Source organism: Colwellia asteriadis, from assembly GCF_039523295.1.
GTDB lineage: Bacteria > Pseudomonadota > Gammaproteobacteria > Enterobacterales > Alteromonadaceae > Colwellia > Colwellia asteriadis.
On sequence record NZ_BAAAFA010000002.1, the window covers coordinates 371,228 to 392,086 of the forward strand.

Here is a 20,859-nt window from a genome sequence, read left to right on the forward strand (position 1 = left end):
TTATTTATTCTCTCCAATTAATTTAGCGCGTAATTTAGGTTGGCTGGTATTGGGGTCTAACCAAATAGCAGTAAATAATGGCCCAAAGCTAGCGTGTGAAATAGTACCTATATGATTGCCATTAAAGTAAAAGTGGCTCAGGTTATTATCGATGAGTAAAGCTAAGCTATCGTCAGTTTTAATATCTGGCCAAATGGCTTCAAGTACAGGAATAAACTTATTATATTGCTCGGCAGTTATAGCTAAGTGCTGCCATTGTTCTATGGTACGAGTAATTAGATCTTGCTTAGTAATATCACGTAAATATTGAATTTCGAATAATAAAGACGGTGATTTTTCGGTCATGCCATTATTATTGGACTTGACTAGGTACTCACCTGACGGCGTATATAAATGACTATGATATATATCCCAAAAGAGTACTGAAAACTTGGCACTACCGACCAGTGTTAGCGGTTTTTGTTGTAACACTTTAGCTAGATTTTTTAAGGGCTCTTTAGGTGCTTCTTCGATAAGCGTTGCTGTGTTTTCCTTAACATTTATTGTAGTTAATTGTTGGGCGTATACGCTTTTAATAGAAAAGAGCACTAAAGTAAGCAGTAGGAGTAATGCTAGCAATACTTTGCTTATTTGCTTATGGGTAGTGGAATGTTTAATCATGATCCCTCTCGGTAGCATAAATTTTATCTTTGAGTACAAATAATGACACCATCAGTAATGCCCAAATAATGGATAAGATCATATAGGTAGTGAACAGTTCATAAGTGAAAGTCACCGCATGTAAGTTAGCTCCAGCAACGTAACTCAGTGGTGGAAATAGCAAGCCACAGGTAAACTGCAATGCTTTTGATTTAGCTAAAAAGCTCAAACTATGATGTAGCGTTGCAGCAAAACATGCCCATAAAACCATTAGCCACAAAGGGATAAAATAAACGGTATTAAAAGTAAAAATGTTCAAATGCATCAACACAGTATCTATGACAGTACCGATAATGCTCACCACAACGATTAAGCTCAGCTCAGCTTGCCTTTGATTTGCTTTATAAAGGTGTATTCCTAGCCACAGCAAAGCTATAACAATAAAACTATTGCCATAAAGCACTAAGCCTAACCACGATATATTAAAGCCTAAAATATTTAACCACATAACGACTATTGTTGATGACCTTTACCTTTAATACGTAAGAAGTCACAATAAAGATTACTTATAAAGCCATTATGTGAGAAATAGAGCACTATTGCTTTTCGAGTATTTTTAATAACTGCCAGTAACGCTAGGACTTAAAGTTGAGCCTATAAAATAATACCGTCAGTAATTTCAACATGCGGCATATTTTTTATCAGAAGTAATTAAGGAAAATTAGTGAGTAAAACCATAGCGAAGCAAGTAAAAATCACCGTATTATTGTGTTTGTTTATCGCCACTACCTGTTTAGCGCAAGAGCTACGTATTCCGGTTAGCCAGTTTGATCATTGTGGTAAGCTTGTGAAGCAGCCTCCAGCTAATTTAGCTCAGCACTTAATGCCTTTTTCAAAGAAAATGTTAACGCATACGGGGGTATACGTTTTAGAGGAAGATACTGAATCGTTACTTACCCGTGCTTGGCTCAGTGAAAATGCCGAGCAGACTATCGACGTACAATATTTTATTTTTTCTACCGACAATATTGGTCTAATCGCAATAGATTACTTAATGAAAGCCGCAGAGCGTGGTGTAAAAGTCAGAGTTTTAGTGGACGATATAATGGTTGAAGCCAACGGTGATGAGTTACTCAAGCTTGCCGCGCATCCTAATTTTGAGATTAAAATATATAACCCAACGGCAAATATCGGGAAAAATATTGTTGATAAGCTGATTAGTATCACCACAAACTTTCATGGCTTAAATCAACGTATGCATAACAAAACCTTCACTGTTGATGGCAAAGTGGCTATTACAGGGGGTCGTAACTTGGCAGATGAATATTTTGGTTATGATCATCAATATAATTTCAGAGACCGAGATGTAATGTTAATTGGCGGTGTGAGCACTGAGATACAACGCTCATTTGATCAATTTTGGCACCATGAACTAAGCGTACCTATTAATAAGTTAGTGTCTAGTAAGCAGAAATTTTCCACAGATTATTCAGCGTTGCATCAATATGCCTGTAACCCCGATAACTTTGTACCTGAAGTACGTGCAGCAATAGCCGACTTACCTAATGTATATAAACAGGTTCAACAAGCGGGTGATTTGCACTGGCTTGCGGGCGTTGAATATATATCTGATGTACCTGGAAAAAACGCTGGCGATGACTTTTTAGGAGGGAGTGGCTTATCAACTCAGCGACTGATCCGTTTACTAAAACAAGCCAAAACCTCAGTAACCATACAAACTCCTTATTTAATTACCACCTCCGTTGGAAAAAACTTACTTAAAGCGCTAGTTGCGAGAGGCGTTGAAGTGAAAATATTGACTAACAGTCTCGCTTCAAATGATAACTTAGAAGCATTTAGCGGCTACCAGCGCGATAGAGATGACCTACTCGATACCGGTATTGCACTTTATGAATTTAAGCCTGATGCTCAAATTCGAAAAAAGATTATGGCTGATGTGATGCAAGGTAAGCTCGCTACTATGCCCATTTTTGGTTTGCATGCCAAAACACTGGTGATTGACGATAATATTAGTGTTATTGGTACCTTTAATTTTGATCCGCGTAGCGCTAACTTAAACACTGAAAGTATTACTATTATACCTTCGATAGAAATCGCTAAAAAAGTGAAACAAGGGATGTTAGAAGAAATGGCCCCAGAAAATGCATGGCGTATTACTAAAGACTTTAACCCCGATCATACTGTTAGTCGCACCAAGCGTTTACGCGTTAAGCTTCGACGTATCGTCCCTAAAAATATTTTATAGTATGGACTAACTGCCTAACTTGCGAAATTTTTTATCACGCAGTGCCACTAAGAGTAACTCGCCATTGTCATCCACACGAAATTCACCATAAATTGCTGTTGTTAACTGCTCACCAGTGCCTTCTTCAAAGAAATAAGCATTAGTGGCAAAGTTTACTCGTCCTCGGCGTACCCTAAATTGCAAAGGAATAGTTGCAGCAGTTTTACTTGCTTGTGTTGCTACTGTAGCTGTTAGAGGTATAGCGGTATTAGTTAATGTCGAATTAGTAACTAAGGTATCGAGCATTACTTTATCGTTAATTGTAATGCTAACAAAGCTTGCTACTTTATTTTCATTAATGGTGACATTGGCGAAACCATTTAGTGATGCGCTGTACTTGTTGTCATCATTTAATAATAGGTTGCTCGTTAATGTCGCGTTAATGTTATCGGCCATCGCAAAGCGTAGTGCCATGTAATCACCTTGCATTAATGAACGAGGATCTACGGGAGCTAACTCCAGATAAACGACTTGCCCTTGTGCTAATAAGGTTTCTTTTTGGTATATGCCCCAATTAATGATGGTAAGCGCGATAATAAGGGTAAGTAGCGCGACAAGTTGGTGAGTATTCGATATTTTATTTTTCATAAGCGCCTTTATGGTGATTATCGGTTAAGGCTAAGCGTGGTAATACTTTTATCAGCGCTAATCGGCATACTAGGGCAACAGCGCCCAGTATGAATAATAAGCCCGCTTTAAAAAGGAGCGTTTCTTCCATATAGTAATAATACGATGAGCAATACACTAGTAACGAAATGGTGCCAAGCCCTATAGCCACACGGTTAGATTGATTAAAACCAAGCAGCATAATAATAAGTCCTGCCAGTACTCCAGGTGCTTTTAAAGTAATAAATGCCAGTATTAACGTTATCAGCATAATGGCAATTGCTAGCTTATCATTAAGCTTAATACTATTTTTCTGCAATAATTGTTGGCTGGTAAACAGTGCTGCGGCAATAAAAATTCCTTGAATTAACCAAGGTGAGATAGTGATAAGGTAATCATCAGCTGTCGAGAGCAATGCAAATAAATCTTCGCTCAAAAATTGCTGACTATTTAAAGCCAGCATAGCGATAACTAGCCCATAAAATACTCCTTTATTACGCTGATAGTGCTTAATAAAAGTAAATTCACGTAAGCCTAACCACACGATTGGAAATATCAGTACACTACCTAAAATGTAAGGTTGTCCGTAGGTAATTAGTACTATTTCAAATGCGGCAACAGCAAAGGCGGTTGAAAATAAGCGATGTAAAAAGCTAGGCATTACATAGGCTAGAATAGCTTGTAATACACCTAAAATAAGCCAAGAGTTATGATCAAAATTTTGAGAAAATAGCGCCCAACAAAAAAGTGCTTGTCCAGCTAAACTAAAAGCTAAAGCTAAGTGCTCAAAAAACTCACTTTTAGGTGTGCTTAATATGGCGTAAGCACCTGAAAATAAAGCAAAGCTCATAATAAAGCAGGCGATAGGTTCTTCCATAAAAAAGCTAAATATCGCTAAAATAAATGCCAAAATAAAAATCGCCCCTAACCAACCTGACATGGCTAATAAAGCTTTAACATACCAAGGTGAGCTAAGCATATTGCGAGTAGGAGCATCACCTTCAACAATATTCGCATCGCTCAGTGCTTGCCATAAGGGACTCTGTTTTGCTGTTGTCATCAGTTCATCTCCTGCTGCACTTGTTTGAGCCAAAACGCTGAGCCACTACCAAGACCAATTACCATTATAGAAACCAACAGATATTCAGCGCCATCACCGCTAAAAATAACGCCGTTGCCAACTACCGCGGTTAAAACAACAATACCTGATAAGCAAGCACCTGAAAGCATGAATAAATCAATGCTAACTTTACGATATAACCAGTAAATAGCGCCAAGAAACACTCCCCAAACAGGCAGTGCGAGTGTGTGTATTATGTAGTCATCAACAATGGCTAATAAGGCGTTTTCTGTTATTAAAGTGCCAGTCACTAAAGCGATAACTCTTATCGCCCAAGTTTTTTTCATCCACGTTCTTGATAAGCTGAGAGTGTGCCAACAGGTAAAAATAAAGCTGTTGAGACCAATAAAGAGCCATAACGGGTTTACTTTATTGGTAAAAAATAAGGATAAAGGGTTAGTGTTCACGTCACAGTATAGCGCTAGCGCAATATTAAGCAGTGCTAACCAAATTATCCATAAGCTGGTAAAGCGAGCAATAAGTGCCCAAGGTAAAATGAATAGCGCCCAATTAAAAAATAATTGCCAAGGGTCGGCACCAGTTTGGTAGGTTTGACCAAAGAGTGCCATTAATGCACCTAATAATAAGGTTGCAGTAATCAGTGCGCCATTGCTTGCGTTAGTTTGTGGTTTAGTTTTTACATAAACAATAATGGCGAATATTAATGATATTTCAACTAAAGCGAATTTAGCAAAGCGGCCAATTTCAGACCAGTTATGAGCAATAAAAAAAATAACAGCTAAGCCGAGTGATACACAGCCTAACCACAGTAATAGTTGATTAATAAAATCAAACCAAGCTTTGGGCGCAGGATGAATATTCGCAATATTAATGGCTTGCTTAATATTATCTTTAGCAATTTTTTTCTGCTCAATGAGATTAACCAACTCACCTCTAGATGATTCCATGCCTAGCTGTCCTTTATTAAATCACTTTAACGAATGATGAAACTTATAGCGCAGCTATCTTATGGTATTTTGGCCACTTATGTCACCATAATGTCGTATTCATCACCAATAATTCAGCTTAACTGTAAGATAAATTTACTAAAAATTAATACCACCTACAGGCCATGCTATGATAACTTTTAGTCTCTTTTGGCTTAGTGAATATTGCTTGATTAATATTTCAGACTAAACCTCAAAAATACTGTCTATAGTTACTTTAATTCTCTAATTTTTACCAACTGATGTGAGTAAATAATGAATAAAATTTTCAAAGTTATTGCCGCTTTTTTTGTTGTGATCATTCTTGTGGTTGCATTGATCCCTTTCTTTATTTCTAGTGATGATATTGTTAAGCAAGTGAGTGAACAGGTTCAGACAACAACGGGCCGAGTACTGAGTATTGATGGTGATAAAAGCTTTTCGGTATTTCCGTCATTGTCACTGCAACTAGAAAATGTACGCTTTAGCAACATGGAAAGTGGCAGTAAAGCTGACATGGTAACAATGAAAGCATTGGCTATTCACATTCCTTGGTTGTCACTTTTTTCAGGGGAACTGATTGTTGAACGCTTTGTGATTGAGCAACCGAATATTTTATTAGAAACCGACAAAGCAGGAAAAAATAACTGGCAGCTATTAGCAGCAACAGCAGAGCCAACAGCTTCTGATACTAGTGCAAGTGGCTCCTCAACCTTGCCTGAGCAATTTGACTTGAGTTTAGGGCAGGTGGAAGTTAATGGCGGTAAGTTAACGTTTATTGATCATCGCACCGATAGTACTACCGTTATTGATGAGCTTGAGTTAGCGTTAGTGCTGCCTTCGTTACGTGAAAAGTTTACTTTCAATGGTAGCCTTAACTATATGGACGAAACCTTTGATCTTGAAGCTAACTTAACAACACCGGCTAAGCTCATTAATAATCAAGCCGTACAAGTAGAATTAGCGTTAACATCATCAATTGTAAACCTTAATTACCAAGGTGAACTACTTGAGTCGGGCGCAACCATTAAAGGGCATTTAGCCTTAGATACGCCGTCAGTTAAAAATATTCTTGCATGGCAAAAGCAATCTGTCGCGATGAAAGATAATGCCCTAAACCAATTTAGCTTTAATACCGATATGCACTTTAGTCAAAATACTTTAACGCTGGCGAAATTAGACGCTAAGTTAGATCAACTAGCTTTTACAGGGCAATCGGCATTAACACTATCATCACCATTACAGGTGAATTTAGACATTGATTTGGGTGAGTTAGATCTTAACCCTTACCTTGCTGATGCTGCTGAAAATAGCAGTAAAGCTGCGCAAAGTGAAACGGAAAACGACACTAATAAAGAAGCGCAGCCAATTGTTTGGGATAACAGTACTATTGATTTATCTGCACTTAAGCAACTGAATGCCAATATTAAACTGAGTTCAAGCAAGTTAATATTTCGAGAAATCAAGTTAGATGAAAATGAAATACTACTTAAGCTTGAAAATGGTAACGCTAAAGTAACCTTAAATAAATTTAATGCTTACCAAGGTAAAGGTAGTGGCGAAATTAACCTTATTAGCGCAGTAAAGCCTTACAAAATTAGTAGTAAGTTCTCGTTAGAAGGCATACAAGCTAACCCGTTATTAAATGATGCTGCGGGTTTTGATAAATTGTTAGGGCAAGGACAATTTAGCTGGAATCTTAATACTCAAGGTCTAAGCCAACGTGACTTTGTAGAAAAACTCAATGGTACTTTTGGTTTTAACCTAAGCGACGGCGCTGTCAAAGGTGCTAATCTTGCGGCGATTGCACGTAGCGCCGAAAGTCTACTGAACGGGGATGTGAGTAACGTTAGTTTAGATAAGAACTTTGATCAGGCACAAAAAACTGATTTTGCCTCGTTTATTGCTAACTTTACTGTGACTAACGGCGTTGCTAATACCAGTGACTTAGCATTAGCAAACCCCTTTATTCGTGTTAATGGTCAAGGTGGAGCCGATTTACCTAAAACCGACATTAACTTTAAAGTGCAAACAAAGTTAATCGCGTCTGCCGATGGGCAGCAAAGTGAAGGTGATAGCTCAGGAGTGACCATTCCAATGAAGATTACCGGGCAATTCCACAAAATAAAAGTAAGACCAGACGTTAGCAGCGCTACTAAAGACAAAGTTAAAGATAAGTTAAAAGATAAATTGAAAGGTTTATTCAATTAGGCTCAATTTATTTTAAGTCGTTTAAATCACCATGTTACTTTGTGATTACCTAGTGCGAAAATTAGCTGGGTAATCATAATTACCTACCATCATTTTCTATTTTATTTATTCGATAAAATATCAACCTATTGTTTTAATTGGTTTATTGGTAATCCCTGGGCTTTGTTGGTATGAGCCGCTCCTTCCCTGTTACAAATTTTTCATTATGTTACTTTTTGTTTGGCAATCAGACTAAAGACATATTGCACATTTGTACTTTTTACTTTATGTTGAATTTGCTCTGCTAACAGTTTTGTTACAAATAGCTATATTGTTAACGATAAAATATTCAATAAAAATATAACAAATGAATATGAGCAGCATAAAGTAAATAATCATTATGAGGAAGTTAAAACATGAAAAATACGTTTAAGTACGGCATGCTCGCATTTTCTATTGCCCTATCATTAGGTAGTGCATCCGTTGTTGCGGCAGAGAATGAAGATAAAGATATTTCAGATAGTGCCAAACATTCCGATATAGAACGAATTATCAGTATCGGTACGCGAATATCGAATAGAACGGTTGCCGATAGCCCATCACCGATAGATATTATTTCATCAGAAGCGATTAAAAACTCAGGGGCGACCAGTACACCTGACATGCTTCGAAAATTAGCTCCCTCATTTAATATGAACAACACCACCACATCAGACGGGCAAGATTTAATGCGCCCAGCTACTTTACGAAGTTTAGGGCCAGATCAAGTACTGGTGTTAATTAATGGTAAACGCCGACATCAACAGGCGGTTGTTGCCGTACAAGAAAATGTTGGTCGAGGAAGTGCTGGTACCGATTTAAGCTCTATTCCTATGACAGCCATATCACACATTGAAATATTACGTGACGGTGCTGCAGCACAATATGGCTCAGACGCAATTGCGGGCGTTATTAACTTGGTACTCAAAGATACAGAAGGCGGTACAGTTTGGGCGCAGTACGGGCAAACCAGTGAAGGTGATGGTGAGTCTACTGAAATAGGGGCTAACTATGGTTTAGCTATTGGCGAAAAAGGTATGTTAAACCTTACCTTTGAATATGCAGATAACGGTGAGATGAACCGTGCCACACCTACCACATGGTTTGGCTCAATCGATGAACCTCGCCAATTATTATTAGTCGGTGAAGCTGAAACTGAAATGAGCAGCTTGTGGGCAAACTTTTCGTATGAGCTTGGCGAAGAAAGCGAATTATATGCGTTTGGTGGCTTTACTAGCAAAGAAGGGGAGTCATTAGGCTTTTATCGCCCCGCAGCCGATAATCGCGTATGGAGCTCAATATACCCTGACGGGGTAACACCTAAATTAGGCTCAAAATCAGAAGATTATTCGATTGCCGTCGGCTTTCGAACCCAAGTATCTGATTGGGAACTCGATGCAAGTATTGTAACCGGTGAAAATAGGTTTGAATTTAGTAACACTGAATCGCTTAATGCTAGTTATGGTCCAGATAGTCCTACCTCAGCATACGATGGTGCTTTAGTTTATAGTCAAACGACTTTCAATATTGATGCTGTTACTGAAATAGATTTAGGGTTTTACTATGAAACCTCATTTGCCTTTGGTGCTGAATATCGCATCGATGGTTTTGCACAAGAAGCTGGTGATGAGGTGACTTATGCACGCGGTGATACTTATTGTGCAGAATCTGTAAACCCAACAGGCGACCCAACAATGACTAATTGTACGGGTGGTGATATTACCACTCCGGGTATGCAAGGGTTTCAGGGGTATAGCCCTGAAATGGCGATTGATAATGACCGCAGCAGTTACGCGTTATACTTTGATACTGAAACTTCTATTACTGAAGATTGGTTAGTTGCCGCGGCTGTTCGTTATGAAAATTATGACGACTTTGGCAGCACCGTTATTGGTAAATTATCGACACATTTAAGCGTAACTGATAATTTTGCTATTCGTGGCTCTGCTTCTACAGGTTATAGAGCACCAGGTATGCAGCAAGCTAATTTCACTCAGCGTTCTATTTCGTTAGACAATGGTGTTTTAGCTGACTTAGTTACCTTACGCCCTAATGAAGCCTTAGCTGGCGAACTTGGCTTTAAAGATTTAGAGGAAGAAAATTCGACTAATATCTCATTTGGTATTGTGTATAACATAGGAAATTACTCATCAACACTTGATGTGTATCAAATTAATATTGATGATCGTATTGTTTACTCGGGTAATATTTCTCGTGGTATAAACAATGATATTGATAGTTTTTTTGATAGTCATTCAGGGGCTGGACAAGCGCTAGATGGTGTAAAAAATGTATCTGTTTTTACTAATGCTATTGATACCGAAACTTTTGGTCTTGACTGGGTAAACCAATATACCCAAGAGTTAGAGAGTATGGACATTGTTTACGAGCTTTCTTATCACCATAATGATAATGAAGTGAGTAATATCAATACCTCATCAACTATTGTTCCAGATGATATTGTTTTTAATGAAGGTCAAAAATACTTAGTTGAAACAGCTCAACCACAAGATCGTGCTTCTTTATCGGCGATGTTTGATTTAGATAATTGGTCGGTTACAGGGCGTATGACTTATTACGGGGAGGTGACTTCTGCCTCTTACGGCACTCCTAAAAATACGTGGGGTGCTAAAAGCTTATTTGATGTAACTGCACAATGGCAGTTAACAGAAAGCTTGCAAATTAGCGGTGGTATTTTGAACTTAACAGATGAATATCCAGACGAGTGGGGTAGCAATGGAGCACCATTTACTGAGCTTGGCTTTAAATATGGCTGGACCAGTTTTCCATTCTCACTGGCAGGACGTGAATACTACTTAAGAGCGTCATATAGCTTTTAAGTTACCTCATTCATTAAGCTGATATTTACTCAGCAATATAATAGACCGTGCGGCTAAATACCAAAGCCAGTAGTTATTAACTACTGGCTTTTTTCTATTAGTTTTACAAGGTTAGCATAGTGATACGTAATAAAAGCTTAAAACTCAAAATGACCACTAATATAAACTTCAACTGATAATCCTCGCCTTTCATCGCGCAATACTATTTATCTCGCGCTATTTAAGCTATGTTGCTAAGTAACGCTAAAACGGCTGCACGGTATGAGCCATAACATTATTAAATCAATAGGTATTTATATGAGTCGCGTATTTACTCAACTTTTATTGGTGGCTACCACCATTGTTTCGTTAACCGCATGTCAGGTGACACCTGAAAAAATTAGTGCTGATCAAGTATTTGATAATACAGTGCAACAGCTATTAGATCAGCGCGCTAGTAAAGGTGCTTATAAAGTAGAATCGCAGGATGATAAGAAAAGCTATTGGCCTGATTTATCACCACAACATTTACAGTTACAGTTTGAGCAGCGACAAGCATTAGCCGCGCAGTTTGAACAAATTAATCAAGCTGAGTTGTCGGCTGACAATAAAATTAACTACGCTATTATTAAAGCGCAGCTTGATAACCGAATTGCGAATTATCAATTTAAGGCTCATTATACTCCGCTTAAATCAGAGTCAGGCTTTCACTCTAATATTAATTTTATTATTGACGGTACTGAGTTTAAAACAGAGCAAGATATTGAAAACTATGTTAATAAAGTGGCAGCAATGCCAGCCTATTTCCAACAAAATATTTATTGGATGCGTCAGGGCTTAGCTTCAGGTATTACCCAACCGCAAGCGGTATTAATTGGTTATGAAAAATCTATTAGCGCTTTTATTCCTGACAATATAGAACAGTCAGTATTTTTTAAACCTTTTGCTTCAGTACCTAAACTACTTGATCAAGAATTAGTAAAAACGCAACGTGCTAAGTTAGCGAAAGTATTATCATCGCAAGTCATTCCGGCTTATGAAAATTACTACCAGTTTTTTACTCAAGAATATTTCCCTAATGCGCGTCAAAATATAGCGGTGTCATCAATCCCTAGTGGCCGAGAGTTTTATGAAAATAGAGTAAAGCACTTTACGACAACCGATATGACGGCAGACGAAGTACATCAATTAGGATTACGAGAAGTCGCGCGTATTCGTGCTGAAATGGACGAAGTTATTATTAAAACAGGGTTTAAAGGTAGCTTTGCTGAATTTACTCACTTTTTACGTACTGACCCACAATTCTACGCAAAAACACCATTAGAGTTAATCAAAGAAGCGTCGTACCTTGCAAAGCAAATCGATGCGAAACTTCCGTCATTATTTAAACATTTACCGCGTACACCTTATGGCGTAGTGCCAGTGCCTGATGCAATTGCACCTAAATACACAACTGGTCGTTATATTAGTCCAGCAACAGATCGCCATTCGGGATCATATTGGGTTAACACTTATGCACTAGATAAGCGCCCACTGTATGTTTTACCCGCATTAACTTTACACGAAGGGGTACCAGGACATCATTTACAAATATCGCTTAATAGCGAGTTAGATAACTTACCATCGTACCGCCAACATGCCTATATTTCAGCGTTTGGTGAAGGCTGGGGCTTATATTCAGAATGGTTAGGTATTGAAGCAGGTATTTATACTAATCACTACAGTGACTTTGGGCGCTTAACTTATGAAATGTGGCGTGCAGCACGTTTAGTGGTTGATACCGGTATGCATATGCAAGGTTGGTCGCGAGCACAAGCGATGGACTTTATGAAAGATAATACCGCACTATCGCTTCATAATGTTAGAACAGAAATAGATCGTTATATTTCTTGGCCGGGGCAAGCGTTATCTTACAAAATTGGTGAAATCACCATTAGAAAATTACGTAAACGTGCAGAAGCAGAGCTTGCGAGAGACTTTGATGTACGAGAGTTTCATTATCAAGTATTAAAAAATGGCTCGGTGCCGCTAAGCGTACTTGAGCAACAAATTGAAGACTATATTCAACAAACTAAGCAAGATTCGACACAGGCTAAAATAGAGCAGTAACTAGCATAAATGATGACTTGGCAAGGAAGTTGAGTCATTTATTAAAGTAATAAACCTGAGCTCGGCTTAATAAATGTTTCTCTAGCAGCTACTTTTCCTAACTTCTTCGTTAAATTTACTTGCAATAGCTCCCTATTGACGCGAAATTTGCCTTGCTTATCATATGAAAAGAAGAAAAACTATCAAGCTATCGGTTCAGAAAAGTAATTTTTGCTGATATTTCAATTTGTTAAATATCTCTTAAACCGAGTTCAGGTTAATAAGCTGAGCTAGAAAGTAAAACGAAAAAAGTGTTTGAAGCTGTAGGGAAGTAAAAAAGCAGAAAATAGAGGGAGTATAAAAATAAACCAAGACCTAAATATTTAGGTCTTGGTAATCAGTTAGCGAAAGTAAAATTAACCTTCGTTTACTAAGTTGTGTAATTCTTCAAGGCTTGAAGCAATTTTAACGCCTGGTACGTTAGTACCTACAGTTGCTTCGAAAGAACCTTCAACATCGCCACGGAAAGACGTGAAAGAGATGCGGTAAACACCACGTACTAACGCTTTAGTTGGGTTGCTGATGTCGCTTACTTGACGAAGTAAAGAGTTGTAGCTTTGACCACCTGGGTTAGCTGGTAACTCGCTGCTGTCATCATTGTAAGTTAAAGTTTGTAATGACTTGCCGCCATCTTTGATTTTAGCATTATCAATAATATCTAAACGATCTAATACAATGTATGTATCGAAGAATTTATTTGGGTTGCTTTCGTGAAGTTCAGTAAATAACTCATTTACGAAATCACTGTCAGAAGGAGTGCCTTCTGCTGGAGAAACCATTGATACGCCAATTTCGTCAACTGCTGCTGGTACCCATGCGTATAGGTAGTATGCGTCTTTACCCTTGTACTTACCTTGTGGTGCAGTACCTTGGTCAACGTAACCGTAGTAGTTAGTGTAGTTAGCGTAAGGTAAACGTGCTTCAACGCCCGCTACGCTTTCAGAGTTTGAGCTCTTTAATGCAGGGCCTGTAGACATACAAGCTGTTAAAGATGCTGCTACAGCTAAACCAAATGCTGCTTTTTTTACTATTGAAAAATCCATGTTGACTCCTGTCTAAGTAGTTTTTTTTAATTGATATAAAAATCGCCGCCATTCTATAGTGTAATGACAGTTTAGGGAATAAGTTTTTGGTTATATGGCATAAATTTATGGACGAGTGTTCAAATAACTTAAGGTAAATTTTTATAGTTGGTGGTTTTATCTAGTGAGCTTACTTTTTTTTAATTGGGCGATGATATACTAACGAAACCTGAACTCGAGTCAGGTTAATGAAGTCTTTATTTTACTTATTTGTTGATAGCGAGAGACTATTGCGCCTTTTTAAATTCACATTATTAATGTTGTTGCTTTTAGCGGTTACGCTTGTTGGTGCTTTTTTTGCTCGTGCAATATTGGTTCAACAAACGGTTAATCACTATCTAGCGCAATATCACAGTAACGTAAGTTGCTTAGCATTTAATTTTACTCGAGAGCTTAATGTTGTTATTGAAAAACTCTGTATAGAGTCACCTTATGCAGACCTTACTATTGAACACGCGACATTTGACTGGAACCTCTCTAGTGCACAGTTATTCAACCGAGTAATAAAACTTAATAACCTTGAAAATATTGCTATTGAAAGCCTGTCTATAACCGGGCGTAAGGCATTTACACTTAACGGTGAGCACGGTGCATCTTCCTCTTATATGCTTAATAGTATTCCTCAACAAATGCAGGAATATTTAAATATTATTAGCGCTTACTCTTTAGATAGCACAGTTCAGGTTAAAGAATTTACTTATCAACCATTTATTTTAGAGGGGGTTGACGAGTCTAAGAGTAAAAGTCCTATCTATCACGGTACAATGCTAGCCGATAATCAACAATTAATATTATCACTGCTATCAGAAAACAAAGCGCCTATTTTAGCTGTCAATTTAGTACCGATAACGTCAGGATTTGAGGGGCAAGTTAATGCCAATATTGCTAGTGTTATTGAGTTATTACAAATTCATAATATGGTGTTACCTCGCGCGGTTATAGCGAAAGAGTCGGTGTTAGTTGGTAGTATTGCTACACAATGGCATTGGCAAAAAAATCGCTTAACCGTTAATGCAAAGATCAATGACTTTTTATATCAACCGCTGAGTACGCTAACAAAACCAAATTCTCTCTCTCAGTTGATGACTGTTAAAGGTAATTTATATTGGCAAATGAACTTGGTTGATGAGGTGTTAACGCTTAACTTTGAACAAGAACTTGAATCTGCGAATAAAATGACTCATCAAACGTTGTCGCAACCATCTGAATTGGTTGTTAAACATCAAGGGTTGAATGAATACTTGTCTTCTGCGCAGTTACCACAATGGCTTGACGACATATTGCTTGGTGATTTACTCACCCATAATGATTTATCTGAACTGAGTATTACGCCACAAGGCAGTATGCGCATAGACTTTTCGCAACAAAAAATCATTACTGAGACGTTAACCCTAAGAACAAAAACTGCGACACCATTTACACTTGAGCTAACCGATGCCGAGCTCATTTATCAACAAGAAGAAAGTGAGCCATTTAACCTTTCTCTTAGCAATTCTGCGCAACTGGCGTTTTCATTAGCAACACAATTATCATTGGCGATGACGCAAAGCTTTAGTCATGAGAAAGTGAGCATTAACGCTTATGGTCAACTGAAGCAAAATGATAACGAATGGCAGTTATTACTTGCCCCTGAAACTAAGCTACAACTTGCTAATTTAAGCTTTTCATCAGTAACACCAACAGAAAAGGATAAAGAAGCTCAGGCAAATAACAGCGCTAATACAACAAAAATTAGCCAATTAATTAGCCACTGGCAAGGGCGTGTTACCTTAAATAATAACAAGCAAGTGATACTCGCCTTACAAAATCATAATCAAGTAAAGCAGTTACGAGTGGCTCAAATTTTACAGTTTAACGAAGCAAATGCTGAACTTAATATTCAGGGAGGTTTAGAAAATATAAATATTAATGGTGCTATTCACGCAGATAAAGTGCCGCTTGGGCAATTACAAGTTAGCGGTAATATTGAAACGCCACTTATTGAGCTGAATGCTGAAAATATTATGCTTACTGATTTGTTAGCGTTAAAAGTGAAATTACCAGTAGCCTTAAACTTAATTGATGGACGCTTGAGTTATCAGCTAAATACACAATTAACCTCGTTGCAAAGCAGTTCAATGGTTTATGCACCAATCACGGTTGATTTATCGGTACAAGATATGACCGGTGAGCTTGACGGGCTTTGGTTACAAGAGCTTAATTGGCAACAGCGCTTTCTTGTTGAACATCAAAAAATCACCACTCAGCCACATAGTGCGTATAGCAAAAAAGCTAATTTATCTATTGCTAAAATTGAGGCGGCAACGCCTATTACAAACCTTGTCGCTAACGTTAATATTGATTTTCAGGAAGACCAATTAAGTGGCAGCATTGTTAATGCTAACGGTAATATTGTCGGTGGTAAATTTTCGATAAAAAAAGCATTGTGGCCATTACAAATGCAACATTCAGTTGATATTCAGCTAGAATCGATAGACTTAGAAACACTACTTGAGCTAGATAAAAAACAAGGCATAGTGGTAACGGGCAAAGTTTCAGGAAATTTACCTTTATATACCGACGGCAACAAGTTTTTTATTGAAGCAGGTGAGCTCTACAATGTTGATGATGGGGTTATTCAAGTTTTTAATAACCCAGCGGTGGAAGAGCTAAAGGCCAGTAGTCTCGAACTTAAATTGGCATTTGGTGCGTTAGAAAATTTACATTATCATTATTTGTATTCGGCGGTATCTATGGGTGATGATGGTTATATGTTGTTAGATACAGTGATTAAAGGTCGAAACCCTGACTTAGAAAATGATGTGAATTTAAATTTAAACCTTAGCTATGATTTGCTTGGGCTGTTAGAGTCACTCACTATTACCGATAGTCTTGAAAGTAATATGATTAACGGTTTGCAAAAAAATTAAGGAATATTTATGGGAAAAATACTGACCATAGTACTAGCGACTTTATTATTTAGTGGCTGTACCCACCAAGTTGAAGTAAGTGCAAAAGAGCCAATTACCATCAATCTTAATTTAAAAATTGACCATGAAATACGGGTTAAAGTGGATAAAGAGCTTGATGATATTTTCAGTGATAGCAGCGATATTTTTTAAGGATTTCTTATGAGCAAACTAATTAACATGACAACCAGAACCGAAAATAAAGTTACTCGTACTGTATTTAAAAAGCTAGTTAGCAAATTTGCGTTAGCGGTGGGAGTATTAGGCATAACCTTTTCTGCTTGGGCTATTTCACTTGATCAAGCTAAACAGCAAGGTTTAGTGGGTGAAATGTCTAATGGTTACTTAGGGGTGGTTGTCAGTAATGATGATGTAGAAGCACTGGTGGCTAATGTAAATAAAAAACGCAAAGGCATTTATATTAAATTAGCGCGAAAAAATAATATTACCGTGCAACAAGTGACAGCTCTCGCTGGAGAAAAGGCGATAACGAAAACCCAACCGGGTCATTATATTCAAATGCCAAACGGCGATTGGGTAAAAAAATAGCGTAAGCAAAAAAACGTCAGGGCGCTAATTGTTATATTTAGCTGCACTGACGTTTAGTTTTATCACCGTTTATTTATTAACCTGAACTCGGTTTGTTAGCTGTGTTTATGTTCGCTAGCACAGCAGCTCTTTTTAGGTGTGGTGACTCTGTTGGCCAGTTTAGTGCTAATAGTTTTGAAAACTAAGCGTAATAGTAAAGCCGCTAATAGCACTGCCATTGAAAACTCAAGCCAATAAGGCAGTATCGCATGGTGATGTTCGCCAAGTAGAGGTGCAACCGTAAAACCATACTCGCTCACTAAAAAGTCAGTTAAGTAACCAAAGGCTAAAGCAACACCTATTACGGCAACTAAATAAGCGAACATGGCGCGTTTACCCAGCTCTGTTGCAACGACACCGATAGTGGCTATGTTAGTTGCAGGGCCTGCCAACATAAACACTAATACTGCGCCAGGAGAAACCCCAGATAACAGCAACCCCGCAGCAATTGGCGTAGATGCCGTAGCACAAACATACATTGGAATACTAATTAGAATAACCACGAGCATTGCTAATATGCCTTGTCCCCACTGGGTAAAGAAATCTGCAGGTACATAAGTTTGCACCAATGCTGCAAAGAATAACCCTAACATCAACCATTTTGCCGTGTCGGCTAATAGTTTAGTACAGCTAAATGATAAAGCTTGTTGAAGTTTTTCTTTATGATTTAAAGTACTTTTTTGTGCTGTATTTTCACTAGCACAACTCGACTGTTCGCTAATTTCAGCTTTTTTGCTCGCGCAACAAGTACTTGGTTTTTCTGAGTTGTCATTACTTGTATTCGAAACAACTGTTGATGGCTTGGGAGTAGCAGATGACTTTTCAGAGCCGACCAATAAACCCGCGACAATGGCACTGCTAATCGCCGCAATAGGGCGAATTATTGCCATAAAAGGCCCTAACAACACATAAGATACTGAAATAGAATCTACACCTGTTTCTGGTGTTGATACTAAAAAGGCGGTTGTTGCACTTTTAGAAGCGCCAGCGCGGCGCAAGCCTATGGCTGCAGGAATAACACCGCAAGAGCAAAGTGGCAACGGAGCGCCAATAAAAGCGGCTTTAATAGTGGTTAACAACCCCTCTTTACCTAAGTGCTTTACTAAAAAACGTTCGGGTAAATAAACATTAATAACACCCGCTATAAATAAGCCTAATAAAAGCCAGGGCGCAGACAGTACAAATAACTGCCAAAAATTATCGAGTAACAACATTTTTATCGTTCTCCAATGATGAAAGAATACTACAATGCTCAGCTTTTTCTGAGCCCCCACAACAGCTATTTACTAGACGTTGCAACCCTTTTTGTATGCTAGTGAGTTCAGCAATTTTGCTTTCAACCTGCTGAAGTTTTTCTGAAGTATAAGATTTTACATCACCACAACTATATTGGCTGCTATCTACTCTAATCGACAGTAGTTGTGCTATCTCAGCTAAAGTAAAGCCAACTTGTTTTGCTTGTAAAATAAAGTGCATCTCTTGTAGGTTATGTTCATCATATAAACGATACCCTGAAACACTCCTACCAGCCGGCTGTAGTAAATTGTGCTGTTCGTAATAACGCAGCGTATCAGCAGATATACCAAGTTGCTTCGCTATGTCGCCAATTTTATACATTGCTTAAATCCTAAGTTATTTGGTTAAACCCATTTGGTAGTCATACTATAAAGTATGGAGCTAACTCTAAGGTCAAGCAATAATTTTAATAAATTACGTCGCTTAAATGGTGCTTGGTTTCAAACAGACATAAAAAAGGAGCGTTACTAGCGCTCCTGTTGGTATGCTTTAAAGGTGTTTTTATTAATGATGATGCTTACGCATGCCAGCCATTACTTTTTTTACTGGGACAATAAGTTCTTGAACGTCGCCATTGGCATACGTTAAGGTCACTTTAATGCTTTCGCCATCATTAAAAGGCTTATTTATGTTTAGTAACATAATATGCAAGCTGCCTGGTTTTAGCATTACCGTTTGCTCCGCAGGAATTTCTATTTGCGCTACTTGGCGCATTTTCATAACGTCACCTTCATGAATAACATCATGTAATTCAACCTTTTCGGCTGCGCTACTACTTGCAGAAACTAAGGTACGAATTTGTTTACTGTTATTGGTTATCGTTGCAAAAAGAGCGCTGTTTACTGCGTTAGGCGGTGTTGCTCGCGCGTAAAAATTAGTTATTTCAATACTTGAGTTGCTTGGTGCAGTAATCTCGCTGGCACTTAATGGTAATGTACTTAGTGTCATAAATGCGGCTGTGAGTAGTGCTAAAACGAAAGACGGCTTGAGTGACATTTTATTGTGTTCCTGTAACTATAAAATAGGTGTGATTAATAATAAGGTTTTATAAATCGTTAATTGCTTGTACGAGTGGCTCAGGAGAAAAAGTATGAGGAACTTTTTTTATGAGCGTACCGTCGGCATTAACAAAATAAAAGTAAGAATTATGGTCAAGAGTATAAGTTAGCGTTGAGTCAGCTAATGCGGTTTTTTTGAAAATAACGCCGTAATGGTTAGCTAGCTCGGTGACAACAGGTAACGGCGCAGATAAGCCTTCAATCATAGGGTGAAAATACTGAGCATATTGATAAGAAGCGTCGGCGGCATCTCTCTCAGGATCCAATGAAATAAATGTTGGACGTAATTGTTGCAGCTTTTCTGCCGAAATATTATTCAGTGCGGCAGCGAGCATTGCTAATGATGTTGGGCAAACATCAGGGCAGCGAGTAAAGCCAAAATAAAGAATGCGCACACGAGTGTCTTGTGAGGTAAACAAAGTAACGGGCTGATTATTTTCACCAAAAAGTGTTGTATCACGGCTGTTAAACCTACTCACAGCCGACGTTGTTTCGCTGGTTGTTAACGACGTTGAATTTAAGTAGCTTTTTAGGGTGAAACCCAGCACAAAAATAATGAATAGCGTAAGCCATAATTGGCGCGTCATAATATTATCCCTTCATTTTCAAAGCAGGATAAACGGTGGTTTTACCGTCAGTTAACTGACCCAGCCAAGTCATTTCATCTAAGGTGCATACGGGCAGTGTAATGTTACCTTGAAACTTATTGTCGCTAACGCGTTTGAGTAAGTACTTTACCGTGCCAAGCTCTCCCTCTAAACCTTGCATAGTAAGTTGTAAGGTTTCAGCCTCACTATGTTGCCATTGAACAGTAATCTGGCTGGTTACTAATGGTTTAATCACGTCTTTATTTAACGTCATTTTTACTGAGTTTTGCGTACATGGTTGGCTTGAAAGCATGCAGTATTGTTCAATACTCAGTTTTTCAGTAGGCTGGTTTAGGTATTGCTGAGTGTAGTTAATTGCATCAGGGGCTAAAAAGCCAGCAATTAACACTGTAATAATTAATATAATTTTACTAGCTAAGTTCATGAGGTATTTTATCTGTAATGCAGCATTCGATTATTCTACGTTATTTTACCTCATCTAAAAAAT

Annotated in this window: 18 protein-coding genes; 7 read left to right on the forward strand and 11 right to left on the reverse strand. The window is 38.1% G+C overall.

Features of this window, described 5'->3' with window-relative positions; genetic code table 11:
* Both ABD005_RS04775 and ABD005_RS04780 read right to left on the reverse strand, forming a co-directional pair.
* Positions 1-660, reverse strand: a complete 660-nt coding sequence (locus tag ABD005_RS04775; RefSeq protein WP_343815574.1) for a chalcone isomerase family protein — start codon at positions 658-660, stop codon at positions 1-3.
* On the reverse strand, positions 653-1,147 hold the full coding sequence (locus ABD005_RS04780; protein WP_343815577.1) for a DUF2878 domain-containing protein: 495 nt from the start codon (positions 1,145-1,147) through the stop codon (positions 653-655). The genes ABD005_RS04775 and ABD005_RS04780 overlap by 8 nt, the downstream gene beginning before the upstream one ends.
* 216 nt (positions 1,148-1,363) lie before the next feature.
* On the opposite strand from ABD005_RS04780, the gene ABD005_RS04785 reads away from it, so the two are divergent.
* Positions 1,364-2,905 (forward strand): phospholipase D family protein, encoded by a 1,542-nt coding sequence (locus ABD005_RS04785; protein ID WP_343815580.1) that lies wholly within the window; start codon positions 1,364-1,366, stop codon positions 2,903-2,905.
* Between the two features lie 6 nt (positions 2,906-2,911).
* On the opposite strand, the gene ABD005_RS04790 is transcribed toward ABD005_RS04785, so the two are convergent.
* The 3 genes from ABD005_RS04790 to ABD005_RS04800 are packed head-to-tail and all read right to left on the reverse strand — an operon-like array spanning position 2,912 to position 5,578.
* Complete coding sequence (locus ABD005_RS04790; RefSeq protein WP_343815583.1) at positions 2,912-3,532, reverse strand: GDYXXLXY domain-containing protein; 621 nt, start codon at positions 3,530-3,532, stop codon at positions 2,912-2,914.
* Positions 3,522-4,610 (reverse strand): DUF4401 domain-containing protein, encoded by a 1,089-nt coding sequence (locus tag ABD005_RS04795; protein ID WP_343815586.1) that lies wholly within the window; start codon positions 4,608-4,610, stop codon positions 3,522-3,524. Before ABD005_RS04795 ends, ABD005_RS04790 begins: the two co-directional genes overlap by 11 nt.
* Complete coding sequence (locus ABD005_RS04800) at positions 4,610-5,578, reverse strand: DUF2157 domain-containing protein (protein WP_343815589.1); 969 nt, start codon at positions 5,576-5,578, stop codon at positions 4,610-4,612. Before ABD005_RS04800 ends, ABD005_RS04795 begins: the two co-directional genes overlap by 1 nt.
* A gap of 294 nt (positions 5,579-5,872) precedes the next feature.
* Here ABD005_RS04800 and ABD005_RS04805 point away from each other — a divergent pair, with 294 nt between their 5' ends.
* The 3 genes from ABD005_RS04805 to ABD005_RS04815 all read left to right on the forward strand — a co-directional run bounded on the left by ABD005_RS04805 (position 5,873) and on the right by ABD005_RS04815 (position 12,753).
* A complete protein-coding gene (locus tag ABD005_RS04805) occupies positions 5,873-7,807 on the forward strand; it encodes an AsmA family protein (protein WP_343815592.1) in 1,935 nt (644 codons plus the stop codon).
* A 395-nt stretch (positions 7,808-8,202) separates the two neighbouring features.
* Positions 8,203-10,665 carry a TonB-dependent receptor plug domain-containing protein gene (locus ABD005_RS04810; protein WP_215978500.1) on the forward strand — a complete coding sequence of 821 codons (2,463 nt, stop codon included), beginning with the start codon at positions 8,203-8,205 and terminating at the stop codon, positions 10,663-10,665.
* A 297-nt stretch (positions 10,666-10,962) separates the two neighbouring features.
* Positions 10,963-12,753, forward strand: coding sequence for a DUF885 domain-containing protein (locus ABD005_RS04815; RefSeq protein ID WP_343815596.1), 1,791 nt, complete (start codon positions 10,963-10,965; stop codon positions 12,751-12,753).
* A 395-nt stretch (positions 12,754-13,148) separates the two neighbouring features.
* On the opposite strand, the gene ABD005_RS04820 is transcribed toward ABD005_RS04815, so the two are convergent.
* Positions 13,149-13,835 carry a LipL32 family surface lipoprotein gene (locus ABD005_RS04820; protein ID WP_215979955.1) on the reverse strand — a complete coding sequence of 229 codons (687 nt, stop codon included), beginning with the start codon at positions 13,833-13,835 and terminating at the stop codon, positions 13,149-13,151.
* Between the two features lie 227 nt (positions 13,836-14,062).
* Here ABD005_RS04820 and ABD005_RS04825 point away from each other — a divergent pair, with 227 nt between their 5' ends.
* From ABD005_RS04825 to ABD005_RS04835, 3 genes are read left to right on the forward strand one after another with little or no spacing between them, the layout of a single operon-like run.
* Positions 14,063-16,783, forward strand: a complete 2,721-nt coding sequence (locus tag ABD005_RS04825) for an intermembrane phospholipid transport protein YdbH family protein (protein WP_343815603.1) — start codon at positions 14,063-14,065, stop codon at positions 16,781-16,783.
* A 9-nt stretch (positions 16,784-16,792) separates the two neighbouring features.
* A complete protein-coding gene (locus ABD005_RS04830) occupies positions 16,793-16,975 on the forward strand; it encodes a YnbE family lipoprotein (protein ID WP_215979953.1) in 183 nt (60 codons plus the stop codon).
* Between the two features lie 9 nt (positions 16,976-16,984).
* Positions 16,985-17,371 carry a YdbL family probable chaperone protein gene (locus ABD005_RS04835; RefSeq protein WP_343815606.1) on the forward strand — a complete coding sequence of 129 codons (387 nt, stop codon included), beginning with the start codon at positions 16,985-16,987 and terminating at the stop codon, positions 17,369-17,371.
* Between the two features lie 95 nt (positions 17,372-17,466).
* Here ABD005_RS04835 and ABD005_RS04840 read toward each other — a convergent pair whose 3' ends face one another.
* The 5 genes from ABD005_RS04840 to ABD005_RS04860 all read right to left on the reverse strand — a co-directional run bounded on the left by ABD005_RS04840 (position 17,467) and on the right by ABD005_RS04860 (position 20,796).
* Positions 17,467-18,624: an SO_0444 family Cu/Zn efflux transporter gene (locus ABD005_RS04840; protein WP_343815609.1), complete on the reverse strand. Its 1,158-nt coding sequence runs from the start codon at positions 18,622-18,624 to the stop codon at positions 17,467-17,469.
* Positions 18,608-19,027 carry a Zn(2+)-responsive transcriptional regulator gene (zntR, locus tag ABD005_RS04845; RefSeq protein ID WP_215979951.1) on the reverse strand — a complete coding sequence of 140 codons (420 nt, stop codon included), beginning with the start codon at positions 19,025-19,027 and terminating at the stop codon, positions 18,608-18,610. Before zntR ends, ABD005_RS04840 begins: the two co-directional genes overlap by 17 nt.
* A 183-nt stretch (positions 19,028-19,210) precedes the next feature.
* Entirely contained in the window at positions 19,211-19,654 is a 444-nt protein-coding gene (locus ABD005_RS04850; RefSeq protein WP_343815613.1) for a copper chaperone PCu(A)C, read from the reverse strand.
* 97 nt (positions 19,655-19,751) lie between these two features.
* Entirely contained in the window at positions 19,752-20,351 is a 600-nt protein-coding gene (locus tag ABD005_RS04855) for an SCO family protein (RefSeq protein ID WP_343815616.1), read from the reverse strand.
* A gap of 4 nt (positions 20,352-20,355) precedes the next feature.
* Positions 20,356-20,796: a hypothetical protein gene (locus ABD005_RS04860; protein WP_343815619.1), complete on the reverse strand. Its 441-nt coding sequence runs from the start codon at positions 20,794-20,796 to the stop codon at positions 20,356-20,358.
* Positions 20,797-20,859: the final 63 nt, after the last annotated feature.